Below are 20,093 nucleotides of genomic sequence, written 5' to 3'. Positions count from 1 at the left end.
TTAACATTTTAAGCAAAGTTTGATTCATTTATTTTTATGAGAAATATATATCCAATGATATATTAACAATCATTCAACTCTATTTTCTATAAATGTGCGCCTTATTAATGAGGGTTTAGATATTGTGAAATGAATAATACACACTTGCTTCGGAGAAATTAATGATTAAGAAAGGAGGGATTGTTATGAAAAAGAAATTATCATCTATTTTAAGTGTTTTAGCACTATCTATTATGTTTTTAGGTACATCTACGCAAGCTGAATACGATGGAAATAATATGAATAGAGTTAATAACACTGATATTTCAACTCGAGTAAATGACAATAACTTAGACAGAGTTAATAATGATGTAAGAACTCGAAATGTAAATACAACAAATGATTTAAATGATAATCGTGATAAAAATAATAATTGGGCTTGGCTTGGTTTATTAGGACTAGCAGGATTATTAGGTCTTAGAAGAAGAGACAAAGAAACACGCTGATTTAGAATGTTTTTAGTAAACAAGTACTTATTTATCAAAAATATATAATGAAAATAAATCGCCTTTTTAAAGGCGATTTATTTTTACTTAAAAGTAATGTATGTAATTCACACTTCAACGATTAAAATCGTGGAGTTAATCCATACAATATAAATTGAATCGTATTTTCAATTTCCGCTTCATCATTCCATTTTTCTTCAGGCAATAATAAAAATCGTGTTAATAATAAACCTAATACAGCTGATAAAGTAAGACGTAGTACGGAAGATGGTGGTATCTCAATAATTTCCCCTACTTCTTGAAATTTCACAATCAACTTTTTGAAATGTGAAAACAGTTCTGTTTCTACTAATTGCTGTATTTCATTTTTCAGTTCTGGTTGGAATGGCACCTCTTGAATTAATATTTTTATCATAGGAAAGTGTTTTTGAGCAAATTTAAACCTATTATGAATTACAACCCTTAAAAGTCTTTCATATGATTCATACTCCGATTTAAATATTTCTTTTGCAAAGGTTTGTACGAAAAATGGTGCAGCGAACTTAGTTAAAGTTGGCATTACGACCGCTAGTAATAAATCTTTTTTCGTCTTATAGTAGCGGAAGATTGTTCCTTCCGCTACACCAGCCCGTTTTGCAATTTCACTTGTTGAAGTTGAAGCGTATCCTTTTTCTCCAAACATATCAACAGCCGCCTCTAATATTCGCATTTGACGTTCATTTTTTTTATCCGTATTAGTTGCAGCTATTAATTCCTCCAGCCAATCCTTCTGCATTTATAAAGCTCCTTTTTGTCATTATTATATTTTGCGATGTTTCTTTAAAGCAAATACATTTCCTACTGCAAATAATATTGAAAAAAGTAATAATACAGTAAGATCTAATGCAATCTCTGTAAACCCTTGATTCCGAATCATCACTTGTCTCATTGCGTCAGCGCCGTATGTGAGTGGAAATACTTTCCCTAACATTTGTAGCCACTTGTTCATAGATTCCATTGGAAACAATCCAGAAAAGAAGATTTGTGGCACAATAACAAGCGGTATAAATTGAATCATTTGAAATTCATTATTTGCGTATGCCGATAAAAACGTACCTAATGTTAGTGCAGTTAAAGAGAGCATACATGTAATAAGTAGCGTTAGCCATATAGAGCCAGCTACGTATAAATCTAAAATATAAACGGAAAAACTTACGATAATTATGGATTGTATAAAGGCAAAGATTCCAAAACCAATAATATAACCTGCGACTATTTCCCATCTTCTTATTGGGGTGGATAATAACCTTTCTAGCGTACCACTTAAACGTTCTCTTACGAAGGATACACCTGATAATATAAATACAAAGAAAAATGTAAAGAAACCAATTAATACAGGACCAAGCCCATCAAACATCGTAAAGTCTTTAGAGCCATGTAAAAAATTTACTTCAGGTTTCATAATCGATACATCATTCTTCTCTGTGCTTTTTTGCAATACTTGAAGTACAGCACGATTTTTTGACGAATCACTACCTTCCAACAGAAGTTTCATTTTTCCATTCTCTATTCGAAGTATTGCATCTACCTTTTGTTTTTCTAACTCAGAAATCGCGTTTTCTTTACTGTATTCATAAATTGACGCTTCTTGATTTTTCATCACTTTTACTATTTGAGCGGGCATATCAACAACAGCAATTTGCGGTATATAGTCTTTTTGTGTAAACACTAGCGATAATAGCCAAAGTAATAACATTGGTGCCCCAAACATCATCGCTAACGAACGCTTATCTCGAAAAAATTGGCGAATAATACGAATGATTACACCAGTAACTCTCATGATGACACCACCTCTTCCAACAAAAAGACATCTTCAATCCGTCCAGATGACACGCGTTTTTTCAATTCTTCAGTTGTTCCAACCGCAACTAGTTTCCCTTCTCTAATTAATCCTAGACGCTCACAAAATTCAGCTTCATCCATAATGTGCGTCGTTACAATAATCGTTGTGCCTTTCTTTTTAAGATCATAAAATTTTTCCCAAATCGTTTTCCTAAGAAGCGGATCTATCCCCACTGTAGGCTCATCTAAAATTAATATTTCTGGTTCATGGAGGAGTGCTATTGCTAATGATAAGCGTTTTTTCATTCCACCTGAAAATTGTTGTACTTGCTTTTTCATATACTGTGACAATTGTACAAGTTCAAAAACCTCTGCAATTCTTGTCTTTTTACTTTTTCCCTTTAATCCATACATCGTTGCTATAAAATCTGCATTTTCATATGCTGACAATTCTTCATATAATGCATCCGCCTGGGCCATATAACCAATTCGTTTCATTTCATTTAAATTAGGCATATTAGTATTATTAACAAGCACTTCACCTTTCGTTGCTTCATTAATACCTGCAATCATTTTAATGAGCGTTGTTTTCCCCGATCCAGAAGGTCCAACAAAACCAAAAATCTCTGCTTTTTCAACTTGCAATGAAAGATTGTGTAACACTTCTTTTTTTCCAAAACTTTTTGATACAGTCCGTAAAATAATTGAAGGTTGTTGCACGTTTCATCCTCCTTTTCCAATAAAAATGAGTGAGTACTCACTTTTATTTTACTCTTGCTTAATTATATGTCAAACTTCGTTGATTAGTATGTATGTTCAATCACCGATATTAAACAATGAAACAGAGTCGACATTAGAATTTCATTTCCTAAAGTCGACTCTGTTTCATTTAAACTATAAATTTCACTTTACGTTTTTAAATTCATATACTTCCGAATTCTAGCAACGTCTAAAGAATATTCGATAACTAATTGCTGTAACGGTAAAATAACTGTGTCAGGATATAAATGTGCATATTGTAATGTTTCTGCATATTTTTCTAACCTTTTTTCTAAATACTTTATTATTTGATCAGGATGACTTACTAATAAACATTTACAATAATAATGGATTTGTTCCTCAATCGCCGTGTATTCTTCAATTTCATATTCTTTATGCATGTGTACACCCCTTTAAGTTTTTTATATGAATTACTTATCACAATTTTCACTCGACAAATTTTAAGTTTTTTGATTATTTACACTATAACAAACACTGAGGGTCAAATTTTGTTACTTTATGTAACGTAGAAAATTTTTAACAAAATTGTAATGTTTACTCCTGCAAAATACAGAAAGCCCCTTTACTCATTTTTGTATAAAAAAAATCGTACTGCTTAATTTAGCTGCACGACTACAATTTCTGGCCTATTCAAAATCCTTTGCGGAATGATACTATTTCCTAATCCTCTACTCACTACCATTGATGTATTTTGTTCTACATATAAACCCGCTGTATATTTAGGTAAAACACCTTGATTTGGCGCAACTAATCCTCCGATAAATGGCAATCTAACTTGCCCTCCATGAGCATGTCCCGATAAAACCAAATCCAACCTCTCATTCGTATATTCCTTTATAAATTCAGGCCGATGGGATAATAATACATTATATTTATCTGGCTGCATTTCAATTTTCGCTTTTTTAATTTCATCTATTATAATATTTCCTTCATCACGGTTTCCAGTAACAAACTCTGGATCATCAATACCTAGCAAGTTTATTTCTTGCTCACCCTTTCGAATGCCTACATGTTCATTCCTTAAAACATTGACATCATATTTCTTCAACTCTTTTTCTAAATTGTTATACTTTCCAGACCATTGTTCATGGTTTCCTGTCACAAAATATACAGGATATTTCTTTACAATTTCTCGTATTAATTGCATACTAACTTCTGCATCGTATGATTTACTGTCAATTAAATCACCCGTAATCGCAATAATATCTGGGTCTATACTTTTTATTTTTTGAATTAACACATCTTGATTATCGCCAAATTTTTTATTGTGTAAGTCTGAAATTTGTAGAATTTTATACCCTTTAAAAGAGGATGGTATTTTACTAGAGGTTATTTTAACCTCAGTTATACTTATTAAATTGTTCTGTAAATATAAAAAGATACTACAACCTACTAATGTAGCAATAAGTAATATACTTCTTTTAATCTTCTTTCTCATATTCCCTCCTAAAATCTTCATCAATACTACAATTCTCAAAAACATTTCAATAGATTATTCTTTTTATCTAACGGTTCTCTTTTAAAGTGAAATCGATTTAACTACGATAATCAAGTACAAGTTTCTAATTTTAGGAACTGAAGAACTTATATCACTCTGTTGAAGTAAACATGCCCGGTTCTGTTCTAATCGTAACTCTATCATATAACATTAAAGCCGAAATTCCCAAGTTAAGGAATTTCAGCTTTTTGAGTTCGTATGAATATCTTAGTTTTAGTTCTATGTATCTTGCCGTTGTACATCTTAGTACATACCAGTTGTCTCTCTATATGTGGTGAGTTTTTTATCTTTTTCAATAATCAACTATGTATAAAACATTTAACTTAGTTAATACCCTTAATGAATATCATGCTTTTTAAAGTTTCCGCCTTGTACTTCCGCAACATCATATACAGTGACAAAGGCATTTTCATCAATTTCATGAATAAGTTCCTTCATTGTTTCTAAATTTTAAAATTATGTAGCGTCATTCCATTCAGACTTCAATATTGAATATTGATATTCATCAATCCACTGCCCTTTTAGCATGTAATTCTGTAATAAATGACCTTCTCTCCTCAACCCCACTCGTTCTAGTACAGAAATAGACTTATTATTTCGAACGTCCGAAAATGCAATCACTTTATGTTTCCGTAATGAATGAAATATGTAATTCAGTAAGGCACAAACAGCTTCAGTTGCATAGCCTTTCCCCTGATATTCTGGAGAAAGAGTAAATCCAATTTCTACGATGCGAGGTTCATTTACAAGTGTGTGAAGTGCACAATCTCCAATTATTTTGTTATTTTCAGCCAAAGCAATTGCGAACTGGAACCAAGTACCTGGTAGATTAGGATTATTTTTAACTTGTTCATTTACAAACGTTTTAGCCTCATGATATTGATAATTAACCCATGACTGAAATTTAGCCACTTCTGGATTAGAACGATAAAAATGAAAGTAGTTAGTGTCATCCATACTAAACCTTCTCAAAACAAGACAATCTGTTCTCCAAAAGACTTGATTGTCATTCTCCATAACTATTCACCCTCTTTTCTACATTAATTATATCTTTATAATACATAGGTATAAATAGTTTACATGCTTATAAAAAAGCGATTCTTTTCACATTAAAAAGAATCGCTTTCCAAGTTCTTATTTTTAATTATATTACATAAAGAATTGAAAGATTATTACTTAAGAGCCTTAACTATAACTTCCGTTGCCTCTGCAATGAGTTGATTATCATAGCTAGCCTCTTTCTCATCTTTACTAGATAAAATTGCGATGATAATTGGTGCTCTATTCGGAGGCCAAACGATAGCAATATCATTTCTTGTCCCGTAACTGCCAGCACCTGATTTATCTCCAACTACCCAGTCAGTTGGTACGCCTGCACGAATAAGTTTGTCCCCTGTAGCATTTCCTTTCATCCACTCTGTAAGAATTTTACGTTTTTCAGCTGGAAGTGCATTTCCGACCGTAAAAGCTTTAAGATTCGTAGCAATTGCTTTCGCTGTACTAGTGTCACGAATGTCTCCTGGAATAGCTTCGTTTAATTCTGTTTCAAAGCGATCAGACATAGTAACCCGATCCCCCATCTTTCTAAGCGCTTTTTCATATCCTTTAGGTCCGCCTATTTTATTAAATAAAATGTTCCCTGCAGTATTATCACTTGAACGAACAGCAGCCTCAGCAATTTCTCCTAGTTTCATTCCAGTATCTACATGTTTCTCTGTAACAGGTGAATAATCCACTAAGTCTTCTTTCGTAAATGTGATTACTTCATTTAATGTATCAATTGAGTTTTGCTGTAGTAATACTCCTGCTGCTAAAGCCTTGTAGGTTGATGCGAAGGCAAATCTTTCGTTAGATCGATAAGAAATTGTTTGATTTGTACCAGTATCAATCGCATATACACCTACTCGAGCATCAAATTTTTTCTCAAGTTGAGAGAACTCTTTATGCGTCGCCTGATTTTTATGTTTCACTTGTCCAGTCTTTTCTTTCGCTTCAACTTGCAGTGCCCCTCCTGTAAAAGCTTCTAGGCTTGTAATACTTAAACCTAATATACCAACGCATATTCCTATTTTTAGCATCTTCTTGTTTTTCAAAATCATCATTCCTTTCAAATTCTTAACACCTATTTATACGTACACATAATAGACAATCAGCGAAACGAGTTTGTTCCATAAACTAAAAAAATTATAGCTAGTATGAGAGTTATTAACAAAATAAGAGATAGTAGCTACGACGCCTCTATCTCTTATTTCATATTTCATTTTTTTACTTATAAATGGCTTTATATGAACAGGGTCTTTCCCTGAGAAAAGTACTCTAATTTTGCTTAGAACTACCTGTACTAGTAGCTTCACCATGTATACGTTGCTGTTTTAAATCAAAGTATACATCTAATACTTCCTTTCCGATTATAGAATTAATTCCATTTTTATCATCATGAAGCCATGGAACTACTACGGAAAATGCTACTTCTGGATTATCATATGGAGCATATCCAACTAACGTTAAGTTGTAACATTCCATACGTTCTCCTTTTGCATTTCTACCAATCGGGTCATCTCCACCATATACAGTTTGGGCTGTTCCTGTCTTTCCTGCTGGTTTATATGGCGCGTTTTTGAAATATTTCACGCCAGTTCCATCACCTTCTTGGAATACCCATCTAAACCCTTCTTTTATCCGATCAATATGTTCTTTCTTCATATCAATTCGATTTAATACGACAGGCTCTATGGAACGTATAACTTTGCCAACCTCTTCTTTTATTGATTGTTCTCGTATTTCTTGTACAATTTGAGGTTGCATTCTATAACCACCATTCGCAATCGTTGAAATATATTGCGCTAATTGTAACGGCGTATACGTATCATACTGACCGATAGAAAAATCTAGTAAAAACCCAGGTTGACTATCTACTTTTCTCGTTTGTCCAATTATTTCATTCGGTAAATCAATACCTGTTGGGACACCTAAACCAAATTGCTTGAAATAATAGCGCATCGTATCAAATGCTCCTTGTTTAATATCCAATGAGCCATTTGGTACGTAATTAACTCCCGCAATTTTTAAAGCTGTCTGGAACATGTATACATTCGAAGATACTTGTAAAGCCCGTAAATCATTAATATTACCAAATCCGGATACATTCCACGATTTCTTAGCTTGTGTACCTTTAAATTTCATCGGCGCGTCATAAAATTGATCTCCTGGATGTATTGCACCTGTCTCATATCCAGTTAATAAAGTAGCACCTTTTACAGCTGACCCTAGCTCATACGAAGTTGTCATGTTTCCTAATGCCAAATCCTCAACCTCTATTTTCCCTTCTTTTTCTACAATCTTTTTGCCTGCCATTGATAAAATTTGTCCGTTATTTGGATTCGTCATGACAACAAAAGCTCGATCGAGCAGTGGCTCTGAACTCTTAAAAGCTCTCAAGTTTTTCTCTATACTTTCTTCCACTTTCTTTTGTAATTCCATATCAATCGTTAATGTTAAACTATTACCACTTTTTCCTTTAGAGATTATTTCTGTGCTAACAATGTTTCCTGATTTATCAGTAATATTTTTCACTTCTTCTTTTGTGCCGTGTAATACATCTTCATATCGTTGTTCAATATAACTTTTTCCAACACGATCATTACGGTTATATCCACGTACTAAATAAGAATCTAAATTTTCTTTCGGTAATCCTTCTTCACTACTCGTAATATTTCCTAATACAGAACGAAATAAATTACCGTTTACATAATTACGTTCCCAATCAACAGTTGCATCTACTCCTGGAAAATTCGCAAGATTTTCGCTTATCCGCGCATACTCTTCATCTGTTACATCTTTTTTAATGATTTGTGGTGTTAGTTGATAACCTGAACTCATTTTACTTTTAATAGCTAACACCTTTAAATCTTGTGCTGTTAATTCTGCTAATTCTACCTCTGTAACACGACCTCGTCTTAAGTCTTCTATTTTTTTATCTAACTCTTTTCCCTCTATACCCTTTTCTTTAAACTTTTCTATATCTTTCTTAGTAATCTTTGTCTCCGCACGTTTCGAATTCAACTGCATCCAAAAATCTTTTTTATCGATATCTGTTAATTTATTTATATCTTGTTCAGGCATTTCAAGTACTTTCGCCAAGTCTTTTGCTGTTTTTAAAATATCTTCACTCGTAATTCCCTTCACCCTTGTATACGTAATTGTGCGAAGAGATTTATTATTAACAACTGTTTTCCCTTCTCGATCTAAAATTTGTCCACGTGGAACTGGAATACTAGTTATTGCATTTTGACTACTTTCCACTTGGTTCTTATAAGCCTCTCCCTCAACGATTTGTACCTTTCCTAGCTGCATAATAATAGCTGAGAATAGTACAAATATGCAAAGGAACATTATATTTAATCGAATAGATATATATGTCTTCTGCTTCTTGCCTTTTTGTTCTTTCATAAATCCTCCATTTAATCCTTTCAGAAATTGCTACAAATACTAAAAGCATTCCTTATATATTAGATACCGATAATCGGTTATAAATATCGCCTCAATTTTTTGCTTAATCCTTGTAAGCAACCATTCCTTTTCGTTTAGCTACGGAATTAATAACTCTCCCTTCCTGTTTTCTCTCTATTTTTTTGCCACTTGCATGAGAAGAGCTAAACTGTATAATGACTCTTATTAAACTTACATATAAACTTGCTAGTAAATTTTCATGCTAATTATTCCTTTCTTCATGCTGTAATACTTAATAGACAACCTAAACAATAAAGTTGTTCCACATTTACAAAAAAAATAATTAAATATAAGATGAAATAGGCTACATAAGGGAGGGTTATATGTTACATATAAAAAGATGGAGATTTTTTGCGGTTTTTTCTATCGTAGGTTTGATTTTACTAATTTTATTAAAAATCAACTTCATTTCAATTACTATCGCAACTTCTTCAGCTGAAAGAGGAAAGATTTTTGATCAAAATGGTGTAATACTAGCTACAAATAAGAAAGTTAAGTCTCTATATTGCACTTCTAATGACGAAAAGCTATCGAAACAAGATACATCAAACACATTAGCTTTTTTTAATCAATTTTCAAGCGAGTTTCAACATGATATTTCTACAGAGAACCTAAAATCTCAATTACAACAATCTTGTAAAAAGCAGACTATGAATGATATACCGTTATACTCTGATATAACTGAGAATGAACTTGCATTCATAAACAAAAACAAACCCAATAATGTAATAATTAAAGATGAATGGATTCGATATTATCCTAAACACGAAATTGGTTCACAAGTAATTGGGTATGTAGAAAATGACCTTAATTCAAAGCATAAGGCTGTTGGAAAAAGCGGGATTGAGCTGCAATATGAAAATGATTTAAAAGGAAAACCAGGTAAAACTCTTATTTTTAAATTGAATAATAAAAAATTCTTATGGAATATTCAAAAAGTACAAAAAGGTAAAGATGTACGGCTAGCTTTAGACTCTGAGTTGCAGCAAAAGGCAGAAGAAGCATTAAGATCTCAAATTAAGAAAACACCTGATGCTAAAGCTGGTTATGCTGTAGTAAGCGATGCAAAAACTGGCGCAATTTTAACTATGGCCAACACGGCAGTTTTTGATCCAAATATATTAAATACACGTGTATCTTCTAGAAAAGAAAACATTAACTCTCTTTCGCAAAATAAAGCAATTCAAAAATTAAAGTATGGTGAATCTTATGTAAATATGGCTTCTACTATAAAACCACTCACTATTTTAATTGGATTAAACGAAAAACTTTTTCAACCCGAAGATACTTATTTAGATAAAGGTACTTTTCAGTATGATAGTCAAAATAACATTACGAATGCACCTGGAACACCAACAGGTGAGATTACACCGAGGCAGGCTATCATTAATTCATCTAACACATTTATGACAGCAAAAGTAGCTCTGCCCTTATTCAACCAAAATAATGGAAATATAGAAAAAGTAGCACATATATGGACAGATTATTTAATGCAATTCGGCCTACGTTCTAAAACCGGGATTGATTCGCCCTTTGAAGAAGACGGACAATATGAATTCCATCCATCTAATAAATTTGAAAATGGGATTTCCGCTTTATTAAATGCCTCTTGGGGAGGAAATGAAGTGCATACTCCTCTTCAACTCGCTCAATATGCAGCAACATTGGCAAGTAAAGGTGATAAATATAAACCTCAAATCGTAAGTGCCATTATTGGTCAAGATGGTAAGGAAACAAAAAAGTTTAAACCCATTTTAGAAAGTTCAAATCGTTACCCGATGAACTTTTGGAGTGTCGTGCAAGGTGGAATGAGTCAAAATATAGAGGAAATTAAAAAGTTGCCCTTTGACGTCGCAGGTAAAACAGGTATTACAGGTTTTCCAAATGAGCAAGAAAGAATGATAAATCATTCTCTTTTCATTGCTTATGCTCCTACTGAAGATCCACAAATTGCCGTTTCTGTCGTTATTCCTGGTAGTAATTCAGAAAAAAACATCGCTGCTCTCGTTACATCAGAAGTTTTAAAGTCTTGGAATATACTTCAAAAGAAGGATAAAGATAAAGAGGAAGGTTCATTAAAGTGAACCTTCCTCTTTTACCATATAGATTCTATATTCGTTATTTCCCATATACCTTCATGATTCTTTTCGAACATGAAAGAATATTTAATATCAGTTAAAATATACTTTTTTTGTACATATCCAGTAGTATCACCGTTAATAGTCGATATTTTTATATATCCATCATTCTGCACTTTTTCCGGGATCCAAGCTTTTACCATTTCATTAGATACTTCATATAAAACTTTTGATTCTCGGTTTGGTTCAGCTAAAATTTTCGTTTTGTTTCCAGTAACAGTTGCATATATAAAGTGTTCTTGCTTTAATTGATTACTTTCTGTCATTCCACTTGGCACTTTGTAAACTTTCTTCTTATCATTTACAAATTCTCCCCCCATTGCAAGAGCGACTTGCAACTCATGAAAAATATCTTCATCAAGCTTCAATTCATCCTTCTTATAACTCTTCCCTTTAAATAGAACTTCATCATTTAACGCTTTGTACAAGTCATTTTCATTTTTTGAGTTCGTACTTTGATATAGTTCATTCATAAATTGTTTTAGTGATGGATCTTGAGCAGACTCATCTTTTGTTTTAGGCTTAATTTGAGTACTACTTTGTACTGGTGATTTATTATCATCAGGCCAAGGTTGTTGAACAATAAAAAATAACATTGTACAAATCAACACAACTACAACAGGCAATACTTTTTTACGAAATGGTCTTTTATGTTTTACAAAATCCACTTCATTATTTTCGTATATAGACTGCTTTATTTTAGAAATAAATTCTTCTTCATCTTTACGATTCTCCATTGGGCCTTTTTTTATTTTTCTATACCAGTCAGGATTTTGTTTATTGTTCATCACTACTACCCTCCCCTATTAATTTTGAAACCTTACTTCTCGCTCTACTTAATCTCGATTTTACAGTTCCAATGGATACTCCTAATGTTTCAGCCATTTCTTCATATGATAATTCATATTTTGCGTCCAATATAATTATTTCACGGTGCTTTTTAGGTAGTTTTAATACAACCTTCCACACCTCATTCATCTCTTCTTGGTTAAAAAATTCTTGTTCTGCTGACAGGGATTGCTTATCGTCACTAAAAAATCCTATTAAAGATATCCTTTTAAAATAAGAGGATTTCAAATAGTTTATTGCCGTATTTCTTGTGATTTTTAATATCCACGTTTTAATAGATGACTCCTTTCGAAATGAATTCCAATTTTTAAACACCTTTATAAATACATCTTGCGTGATATCATCTGATAAGTGTGGATCTTTCGTAATAATAAATGAATAATTCCATACATCTTGCCAATAGTCTTTTATAACATAGTCCAGCTCATCATGATTACACTTTTCAATAAACGTCTGTTCCATTTCCACACCTCAAACTTATTTGAATAAACATAAAAACTGCCCTCACTTTTATTATGGTTTCAATATATAGACAAGATACAAGTTTCATTTGTTCCATTGTTTATCTTTTTTCAAGCAGAATAATACTACTAAAAAACAAGTAAAGCATACAATGATAAAATTCTACTCATGAAAATCTGTTTTTTGAATTTAACGTAACACTCCACTTGTCCATTTCAATTTGCTATACTCTTCTATTTACCATTAGCAATGCCAACTTTTTAGAAATGAAAATTAAGATAAGGTATTAACTTTCTAGAGTCGCAGCAAAAAAGCATTCTCGATTAGAAAGAATGCTTTTTTGAAATTTAATTGTTCTATATTTTCCCCAATTTATATCTTTGAGTTAAGCAAACATGTAATAAATTTAGTCAAAAAATTCACCTTATAATTAAGTATTATTTCTGAAATACATGTTTTACTTTTTCACCTGGAACGTTACTTCCTCCTCTTCCTTTTACATCTTCAATCATCATTGTAACAATCATGTCTGGCGCATTTGCATCGAAAGCTGCGAACCATCCCAGTTCTTTTCCGTCTGCTTCTTTCGACTCTTTCAGTTCTGCTGTACCAGTTTTACCAGCAAGCGTTACACCATCAACCTTTGCAATTCTTCCTGCGCCATCAGGGTCATTAATGACTTTGATTAATGCACTCTTTAATATCTCTTGATTCTTTTTAGAAACCACATTTTCTTTCCAATTCCCTGCTACTTTTGCCTCTTTTAAAAGATGTGGCGACGGAATATTCCCTTCATTCACAATCGGTGCATATGTTAATGCTAAATGAAGTGGTGTCATTAGTACTTGTCCTTGTCCATAGCCCGTGTCTGCTAATTGAATATCGTTTTTTATCCCATCTTTTGCAATGATTGAAATAGGAAATTCGTATTCGATTGGTAATTTTTCATGAAATCCGTACTTTTTAAATTCCTTTACATACTGATCTTTTCCCATTTTCAAAGCTCGTTGAGCAAAATAAATATTATCAGAGTACTTCATTGCCTTATCAAAATCAATTGGACTTGCATCTTTTACACGCGTTACATAGTAATTTCCCCAAGACGAATCTTTTGTCCACTTCAATCCTTGAATTTTAAATTCTTCCTTCGGATTTATTGTGTTTGTTTCCAAACCAATTGCACCTGTGATCGTTTTAAATACGGAACCTGGTACAAATGCTTGTGTAAAGCGATTCGTCATTGGTAGTTTCGAGTCATTACTCCATGCTTCTCGTTGGGCTTTCGATGCTCCTCTAACTATTATATTTGGATTATAAGCAGGGCTACTTACAAGTGCGATTGTTTCACCTGTTTTAGGATTGACCGCTGCACTAGACCCTGCTTCAGTTTTCATCTCATTAAATATTTTTTCTTGAATTGCAGCATCAATTGTTAACGTAACATTTTCTCCTTCTTTTGCTTCTTTTTTTGCTACGTTTTTAATCTCTTTCCCCTTCTCATCTTCTATAAATACGCGTCCACCCTTTTCACCACGCAATTTATTTTCTAACACTTTCTCTAAACCGGTCTTACCTACTAAATCATCTGCTTGATAACCTTGTTTTTGAAGTGATTTTAACTCCTCCGCATTCACCTTTCCTATATATCCAGTTAAGTGTGCCGCTGCTTCACCTAATGGATATGTACGAATATTTACTGGGTGAGATGAAACTCCTTCTAATTCAATATAATCATTCTGTCTGGTTCCCTCTTTTAAAATGCCAATTGGTACAAAGGAGTCTGGTTTTATCCATTTCGCTGTGAGCTTTTGTTCGACTTCTTCTATAGACATATCAAGTAATTGTGCTACTATTTCTTTCGTTTGCGCTGCTGTTTCACCTAGTTTCTCTGGAATAATTCCAACCTCAGTCGCTTTACCATTCGTTACAAGCCCTTTTCCATTGCGATCATATATTTCTCCACGTTTTCCTTGTTCTATTTGCATACGTACTTTGTAATCTTTTTTCATACCTGGGAAAATGAAGTCTGGTGTCCAATCTATTTTCCAAGATTCTTTATCTTTCACAAGTTTTGCTTCGTGGATGAATGAAACTGGTCCTACATCCGTATCCATCTTAACTTCAAAAAGAAAAAGCTCTTTATCTTTCGTATTCTCTCCTTTCATTTTAACTTTTAAATTCTTAGCTCCAATCCCTTCATAGATTTTTTGATATTTTTCTGTGAATTCTTTTTTAGAAATCGATTTTTTGGCATGATCTGATAAATGATCATACATATTTGCAAACTTTTTATCATTCCATAAATTAATATATTCTTCAAATGCTTGTTTTGGCGGTTCGTTTTTATTACATCCTACCAACATAACTGCGAAACAAATGAAAAACAGCATCCATAATTTTTTCAATTCAATCTTCTCCCTTAATTAAAAATCATTATTCCTTTCTTAATTTATTAAATAAAAAATGTTTCAACGCTTAATAGACATTGTAAGTAATGACATTGTTCCATATTTACAAAAAAATTAATATCTATGTTCATTTTAATACAAAAAAGCAGGCATAAATATATGCCTGCCTTCCGTTCCCAAAATCAATTACACCTAAAACAACGTGTGGTTAACCAAATCCAGATACTCTTCTACACCCTATTTTTTACTTTTCTAAAATAATTCCTGCTATTTCATTAGCATATTTTTTAGAGTCAAATCCATCATAGTTACTTAGTACTACAACAGTCAAATATTCTTTTGGAAACCGCATGAAGTATGAACGATAACCTACCCAGCTACCTGAATGTTCCAAGTATCGACAGTTAAAACCTTCTGCAAGCCTTAGCCCAAAAGCATAATCTTCATTGTCAATAATCGTTTCCCCAGTTGGAGAAATTTCCGGACCTATTTTGCTCATTCTTTTAACAAGTTCTTTTCCGCCAACGGTACCTGTAGTTAAATTTTCTCCCCACTTTACCAGGTCTTCGACTGTTGCATGAACTGCCCCATCACCTGTATGTTCCCAAGGGCTTTCATAGACCATATATGCTCCTTGTTCATTCTTTGAATACCCCCTAGCAATTGATATAGTAGTTGGGTAGCAATCTACAATTGTTGTGTCTTTCATATTTAAAGAATCAAAAATACGTTCTTTTGCAAACTGACGTAAAGACTTCCCGCTTACCTTCTCTACCACCAATGACAATAAAAAATATCCTGTATTGCTATACTCAAATTTTGTGCCAACAGGGAACCTTGCAATTTGATAACCATTAAGGTGTTTTAGCGATTGTTCCACAGTTAATATATCAGTAAATTTAATATTTTCTGCTTGAGCCAATTCCATATAATCAACTAGTCCGCCAGTATGATGAATTAGATGCCTCAATGTTACTGGTTCAGCATATGTTCCTATAGAAGGGACAAACTTTACAATTGAATCATCTAAACTCAATCTTCCCTCTTGTTCTAAGAGTAATATAGAAAACGCTGTAAATTGTTTAGAAACTGAGGCGATATTAAAAACGCTCTTTGTGGTTATCGATAGATTTTCCTCTATAGAAGCTAAGCCAACTGCACCTTTATACGTTACTCCGCTATCAAAACTAGCAATATATGCAAAGCCAGGAACTTTTGGTGAAAACTTTTTTAATAATTGTTTAATCAATGTATGCGTCTTTTCATTATATTTATTATTCACCTCAATCACATCCTCTTCCCTTTAAATGATTAGAAATATATTATCCTGTTATCTTTTTCAATTACACATCTTACTTCAACTCAAAACAACACATTTTATATTTGACTACAATCAAGCACCGTCACACTGATTTCTTTAGTTTCTAAATTCTTCTCTTTATAGAGAGCTTTAATTTAGTGAGTATTATTATCCCCGAATTTACGAAATTCCCTCTTTCAATTCTAAAATTACTCATGGCAACTTAATAGATATTTTCTAAATTGGGTCAATAACATATAAATCAAAGATGTTATTGACCCAAATACCTATTTTACTTTTAGATTTAGAACCGATGTACTAACAAATATGAAAACTATTTACCAGTCCTTTGTAAAGATAGGTTTCAATAAAGCATTCATCTACCTTAAACCTTGTTTCAAATTTAGTTATAGTATACAAATTTTATAGTCTTCGTCTATAGTGTTTTACTTTTTCGATATGAGAATTCAAATAACCTTTTTAAACAACTTTGTTCACAAAAAAGCAGAGGCGTTCCAAATCTTTATTTTTCATTGTAGTTTCAAATGTGGGATTGGGTAGTGATGTCCTGCATCATCTGTAAGTTCCCCATTAACTTCAGCTAACTAGTTCAAGTGGAAGAGTCATGAAAGTAATCCTATATCTTTTGCCTTTTGTACTGCTTCTTCTCGATTTTTAACTCCTAGCTTCTCATAGAGATTGGAGGCGTAATTTCTTACTGTTCCGTTTGACAAGTAAAGTGTCGAAGCTATTGTTTTATAACGGCTTCCTTGTGATAATAGTTCCAAAATCTCTAATTCTCTTTTCGTCAAGCCATACTCTATTCCATCTGATCGTGATTCAAATAATCCTGTTTCTTTATTCTCTTCCCACATCCTATGGAACAAGTCATGAGTAATCATCGCGCTTCCTCGATAGACTAGACGAATTGATTCAGCTAGTTCACGCGAATCTATGGATTTCAATACATATCCATCCGCACCATTTCGTATGATTTCTTTTGCCCTTTCTGTATTCTGGAAGGTTGACAGAATGAGTACACGAATGTCCGGCCATTTTTTCTTAATCATTTTAGTTGCATGAATCCCATCCAGATTTGGCATCTCTAAATCCATTAATACTACATCTGGTTTTAGTCTCCCGCACAATTCCAAAGCCTGTTCTCCATCTTCAGCCATTCCCACTACTTGTAAATCCTCCAGTCCACTCAAAATTGTATGAAGACTTTCTCGGATAAAAGAATGATCATCCACAATACACAGGCGAATTTGTTTATTAGAAAGTTGTACTTGTTTCGGTAAAACACATGAAATTAATGTCCCTTCCCCTTTTTTGGAATAAACAATGACTCTTCCTTGTGACTGACTTACACGCTCTTTCATTGCAGTTAATCCAAAGCCATCCTTCCACTCTTCTACCCCACAGCCATTATCCTGTACATCCAATCTTATCTGTTGTGGTTCAAAATGAAGTGACACAATGATTTCTGTGGAATGCCCATGGTGAACAGCATTTGTTAGTGATTCCTGCAAGCTCCGATATAGTGTCATTTTTGATTGTTTGGAGACCATATACTCTTCCCCTATTATTCGAGTACGTACATTTACTTTTGCATGTTTCTTAAATTCCTCTGTCAATTGTTGTAGTGTGGTAGCTAAGGGAAGCGACTCTTGTGATAAATCTAATTGGTGTAAATACAGTCTTACTTCTTCCATACTGTTACGGGCCAATTGTAATAATGAATCTAGCTGCTGCTCTCCTTCTTTAGACTTTAATTCCATACGCAATGTTTCCATCCCCATAATAATTGAAGTATAGGAATGTCCCATCGTATCGTGTAAGTCTTTTGAGAGCCTATCACGTTCCTCCAGTAATGTAATCCGCTCAACTTGGGATACGTACTGTTCCAATACATGTTTCTGGTTCCGAATAATTTCACTTTGACGGTAATTAATAGCCAGTAAACGAAAGAAAGAGCCCATAGCAAAAGCTAAACTGAGTTGTAGGATGATTACCCATAAATCTGTTACTTTGGAAAATATCGCAATAAGCAACGGGAACAAAATAATTGTAATAGGACCCGACCAGCGGTAAGATTTATGAACGCTATTTGCCGCAATCATAAAAGTTGGCATTAAAAAAGCAAGATACGCTAACGGAAATAATAAAGTTAAATAGAAACAAACTCCGCCAAATAATATTATTTCAGTAAATAAATAATAGCGATAACTGAACATTAAACAAATCCAAGGTACTGAAAATGAAACGACTTCCCAAAGGATTATGATCCAAAGTGGTACTGTTAAATGATCTAGTTGTTGGATAGTCGTTGATATTAATGATAGCCAAACAATAAAGCGTATACAAAGCAAGGCCCAATCATACCAAAACCATAGTTTTAAAGTCTTAAACAAATTATCACTCCTTTATAGCTTTAAACATGAAACGCGTGTACATTCCAATAATTCGAACTAAGTCGTTTCCAATAAGATTATGTATCCAGATGAGAATGAAACCAACAATCATGACAAAAATTGCTGTCTCCAATGAATTCACTGCAATGCCCAATAAGTATATATTAAAATATTGAAAAAGTAAGGGGGTAACGATACATACTAGTGGCATTACATACAGTAAAACAGCACATATAAGACTCATTATTCCGACAAAAAATTTCTGCATGAGCCAAAAAATAGCCCTCCAGTTGCTATTATTGAGGATTGTATCTATCGCTTTAATCCATTTATCTCCTTCCTCTTTTTTTCTTGGTTCGAATAAATCTATCGATATATCTGTATAAATCTTCGTTTGAATGCGCTCATACTGAACAAACGTGTGAGTTGTTTGCAGCACCCACGCCAACAAGGGAATACCCAAAAAGATAATCGTCATTACTAATGCAAATGTAATGCTGACTAGATAGAAACAAAAGTAAAAAAAGCCGGATACAAAGGTAAATAATAAGAAATAAAAATCTTGCAAAGTTTTTTGAGCTAATGCTTTCGTCATTAAAATTTCTCCTCCTCATTCATTGCTAATGTGTTAAAAACTACTACTTTAATCCTAAGTATTTTTCTGTCACATACGTTAGTGTCAAAATGTCACGGTTTGTATGACATAACTATCAATACAGCCTTATTTACTCAATTTTTGTTGTTCTTTATAAACATGACAGAAGTTCACTATCGACTATGACTCGCCGCTTGCTATACTCTGTTCATACGCTAATTCTTTATGTTAAAGATAAGATTGTGTTCCCGATCTTATCTTTTTTCTTTGCAAATTTTTTGGTACATAAAAGGAATCCTTATTATAAGGATTCCTAAAAGAAACGACGTACCTTAATCAATTTCTTGATTTAGTCCATCACACGTATAAAGTAAACTTTAATCAGCCCTCACCAATCAGTTTTTTACAGGCAACCCACCCAGCCTAACTTCTTTGTTTTCGCTGTATTTTGAGGTTGAGCTCTTATTGTCCGTTAATGTGGGATAAATTCCTTAGTTCCTCATTTTATCTACTTAGGGAGAATTTTATTTTCTTAACTTAATGATAATGTGCTTCTATCCCACATCGTCTCTAATTTGAAAACATTTATTTCATCTAATAATCCTTTAATGAAATAACCTAACTGACATTTCTAAACAACTCTATTGACACTTAACACTATCATCAATACTACACTTCGTTGAGCCACATTATTACAAATTTATTGATGTAGTTGAGATGGACTCACTTTTTGAATTTGAACAAGTATATCAAACGCTTTACCTAATGATATATCAACAGTTTTTGGTATATCAGGCCCTTCGGTAGTTATTCCAGCGAAAATTGGATGTTGTT

At 33.1% G+C, this 20,093-nt stretch carries 17 protein-coding genes and 1 pseudogene; 2 read left to right on the top strand and 16 right to left on the bottom strand.

The window, feature by feature from the left end; translation table 11 throughout:
- Positions 1-185 precede the first annotated feature (185 nt).
- Positions 186-485, top strand: a complete 300-nt coding sequence (locus H6481_RS26755; RefSeq protein ID WP_000728157.1) for a WGxxGxxG family protein — start codon at positions 186-188, stop codon at positions 483-485.
- Between the two features lie 121 nt (positions 486-606).
- On the opposite strand, the gene H6481_RS26750 is transcribed toward H6481_RS26755, so the two are convergent.
- From H6481_RS26750 to H6481_RS26710, 9 genes and pseudogenes are all read right to left on the bottom strand, one after another.
- Entirely contained in the window at positions 607-1,260 is a 654-nt protein-coding gene (locus H6481_RS26750) for a TetR/AcrR family transcriptional regulator (RefSeq protein ID WP_044306561.1), read from the bottom strand.
- Between the two features lie 24 nt (positions 1,261-1,284).
- The gene (locus H6481_RS26745; RefSeq protein ID WP_053564454.1) at positions 1,285-2,304 is read right to left on the bottom strand and encodes an ABC transporter permease; all 1,020 of its coding nucleotides are present in this window, start codon (positions 2,302-2,304) and stop codon (positions 1,285-1,287) included.
- Positions 2,301-3,026, bottom strand: coding sequence for an ABC transporter ATP-binding protein (locus H6481_RS26740; protein ID WP_001187075.1), 726 nt, complete (start codon positions 3,024-3,026; stop codon positions 2,301-2,303). The genes H6481_RS26745 and H6481_RS26740 overlap by 4 nt, the downstream gene beginning before the upstream one ends.
- A 188-nt stretch (positions 3,027-3,214) precedes the next feature.
- Positions 3,215-3,466: a hypothetical protein gene (locus H6481_RS26735; RefSeq protein ID WP_000548621.1), complete on the bottom strand. Its 252-nt coding sequence runs from the start codon at positions 3,464-3,466 to the stop codon at positions 3,215-3,217.
- 215 nt (positions 3,467-3,681) lie between these two features.
- Positions 3,682-4,524 carry a metallophosphoesterase gene (locus H6481_RS26730; RefSeq protein ID WP_182813651.1) on the bottom strand — a complete coding sequence of 281 codons (843 nt, stop codon included), beginning with the start codon at positions 4,522-4,524 and terminating at the stop codon, positions 3,682-3,684.
- A gap of 396 nt (positions 4,525-4,920) precedes the next feature.
- A pseudogene (locus H6481_RS26725) lies at positions 4,921-5,022 on the bottom strand (DUF2179 domain-containing protein); the annotation flags it as partial.
- 18 nt (positions 5,023-5,040) lie between these two features.
- The gene (locus H6481_RS26720) at positions 5,041-5,601 is read right to left on the bottom strand and encodes a GNAT family protein (RefSeq protein ID WP_048656286.1); all 561 of its coding nucleotides are present in this window, start codon (positions 5,599-5,601) and stop codon (positions 5,041-5,043) included.
- Between the two features lie 155 nt (positions 5,602-5,756).
- Complete coding sequence (gene bla, locus H6481_RS26715; RefSeq protein ID WP_142306891.1) at positions 5,757-6,683, bottom strand: class A beta-lactamase Bla1; 927 nt, start codon at positions 6,681-6,683, stop codon at positions 5,757-5,759.
- A gap of 217 nt (positions 6,684-6,900) precedes the next feature.
- Positions 6,901-9,033 (bottom strand): penicillin-binding protein 2, encoded by a 2,133-nt coding sequence (locus tag H6481_RS26710; protein ID WP_000662990.1) that lies wholly within the window; start codon positions 9,031-9,033, stop codon positions 6,901-6,903.
- Positions 9,034-9,416: 383 nt separating this feature from the next.
- Between H6481_RS26710 and H6481_RS26705 the strand changes: the two genes are divergently transcribed.
- Positions 9,417-11,177 carry a penicillin-binding protein 2 gene (locus tag H6481_RS26705; protein ID WP_182813649.1) on the top strand — a complete coding sequence of 587 codons (1,761 nt, stop codon included), beginning with the start codon at positions 9,417-9,419 and terminating at the stop codon, positions 11,175-11,177.
- 11 nt (positions 11,178-11,188) lie between these two features.
- Here H6481_RS26705 and H6481_RS26700 read toward each other — a convergent pair whose 3' ends face one another.
- From H6481_RS26700 to H6481_RS26670, 7 genes are all read right to left on the bottom strand, one after another.
- The gene (locus H6481_RS26700; protein WP_097987328.1) at positions 11,189-12,019 is read right to left on the bottom strand and encodes an anti-sigma factor; all 831 of its coding nucleotides are present in this window, start codon (positions 12,017-12,019) and stop codon (positions 11,189-11,191) included.
- Complete coding sequence (locus H6481_RS26695) at positions 12,009-12,542, bottom strand: sigma-70 family RNA polymerase sigma factor (protein WP_000438330.1); 534 nt, start codon at positions 12,540-12,542, stop codon at positions 12,009-12,011. The genes H6481_RS26700 and H6481_RS26695 overlap by 11 nt, the downstream gene beginning before the upstream one ends.
- 437 nt (positions 12,543-12,979) lie before the next feature.
- The gene (locus H6481_RS26690) at positions 12,980-14,947 is read right to left on the bottom strand and encodes a penicillin-binding transpeptidase domain-containing protein (RefSeq protein WP_097987329.1); all 1,968 of its coding nucleotides are present in this window, start codon (positions 14,945-14,947) and stop codon (positions 12,980-12,982) included.
- Positions 14,948-15,194: 247 nt separating this feature from the next.
- On the bottom strand, positions 15,195-16,232 hold the full coding sequence (locus tag H6481_RS26685) for a serine hydrolase domain-containing protein (RefSeq protein ID WP_097987337.1): 1,038 nt from the start codon (positions 16,230-16,232) through the stop codon (positions 15,195-15,197).
- A gap of 641 nt (positions 16,233-16,873) precedes the next feature.
- Positions 16,874-18,664, bottom strand: a complete 1,791-nt coding sequence (locus tag H6481_RS26680) for a hybrid sensor histidine kinase/response regulator transcription factor (RefSeq protein WP_182813648.1) — start codon at positions 18,662-18,664, stop codon at positions 16,874-16,876.
- Positions 18,665-18,668: 4 nt separating this feature from the next.
- Positions 18,669-19,259, bottom strand: coding sequence for a sensor domain-containing protein (locus tag H6481_RS26675; protein ID WP_109737348.1), 591 nt, complete (start codon positions 19,257-19,259; stop codon positions 18,669-18,671).
- A 700-nt stretch (positions 19,260-19,959) separates the two neighbouring features.
- The coding region (locus H6481_RS26670) for an erythromycin esterase (RefSeq protein WP_182813646.1) at positions 19,960-20,093 on the bottom strand (134 nt) is incomplete at its 5' end.

It is taken from the genome of Bacillus sp. ME78 (genome assembly GCF_903970865.1).
Classification (GTDB): Bacteria; Bacillota; Bacilli; order Bacillales; family Bacillaceae_G; genus Bacillus_A; species Bacillus_A cereus.
The sequence above is the reverse complement of the archived record's forward strand: the minus strand, read 5'-3'. Positions and strand labels throughout refer to the sequence as shown.

Excerpts from the sequence above, each read along its gene's own strand:
- H6481_RS26710 (WP_000662990.1), bottom strand. The coding sequence starts at position 9,033 with ATGAAAGAACAAAAAGGCAAGAAGCAGAAGACATATATATCTATTCGA.
- H6481_RS26695 (WP_000438330.1), bottom strand. The coding sequence starts at position 12,542 with ATGGAACAGACGTTTATTGAAAAGTGTAATCATGATGAGCTGGACTAT.
- H6481_RS26675 (WP_109737348.1), bottom strand. The coding sequence starts at position 19,259 with ATGACGAAAGCATTAGCTCAAAAAACTTTGCAAGATTTTTATTTCTTA.
- bla (WP_142306891.1), bottom strand. The coding sequence starts at position 6,683 with ATGATTTTGAAAAACAAGAAGATGCTAAAAATAGGAATATGCGTTGGT.
- H6481_RS26735 (WP_000548621.1), bottom strand. The coding sequence starts at position 3,466 with ATGCATAAAGAATATGAAATTGAAGAATACACGGCGATTGAGGAACAA.
- H6481_RS26750 (WP_044306561.1), bottom strand. The coding sequence starts at position 1,260 with ATGCAGAAGGATTGGCTGGAGGAATTAATAGCTGCAACTAATACGGAT.
- H6481_RS26745 (WP_053564454.1), bottom strand. The coding sequence starts at position 2,304 with ATGAGAGTTACTGGTGTAATCATTCGTATTATTCGCCAATTTTTTCGA.
- H6481_RS26755 (WP_000728157.1), top strand. The coding sequence starts at position 186 with ATGAAAAAGAAATTATCATCTATTTTAAGTGTTTTAGCACTATCTATT.
- H6481_RS26705 (WP_182813649.1), top strand. The coding sequence starts at position 9,417 with ATGTTACATATAAAAAGATGGAGATTTTTTGCGGTTTTTTCTATCGTA.
- H6481_RS26700 (WP_097987328.1), bottom strand. The coding sequence starts at position 12,019 with ATGAACAATAAACAAAATCCTGACTGGTATAGAAAAATAAAAAAAGGC.
- H6481_RS26730 (WP_182813651.1), bottom strand. The coding sequence starts at position 4,524 with ATGAGAAAGAAGATTAAAAGAAGTATATTACTTATTGCTACATTAGTA.
- H6481_RS26720 (WP_048656286.1), bottom strand. The coding sequence starts at position 5,601 with ATGGAGAATGACAATCAAGTCTTTTGGAGAACAGATTGTCTTGTTTTG.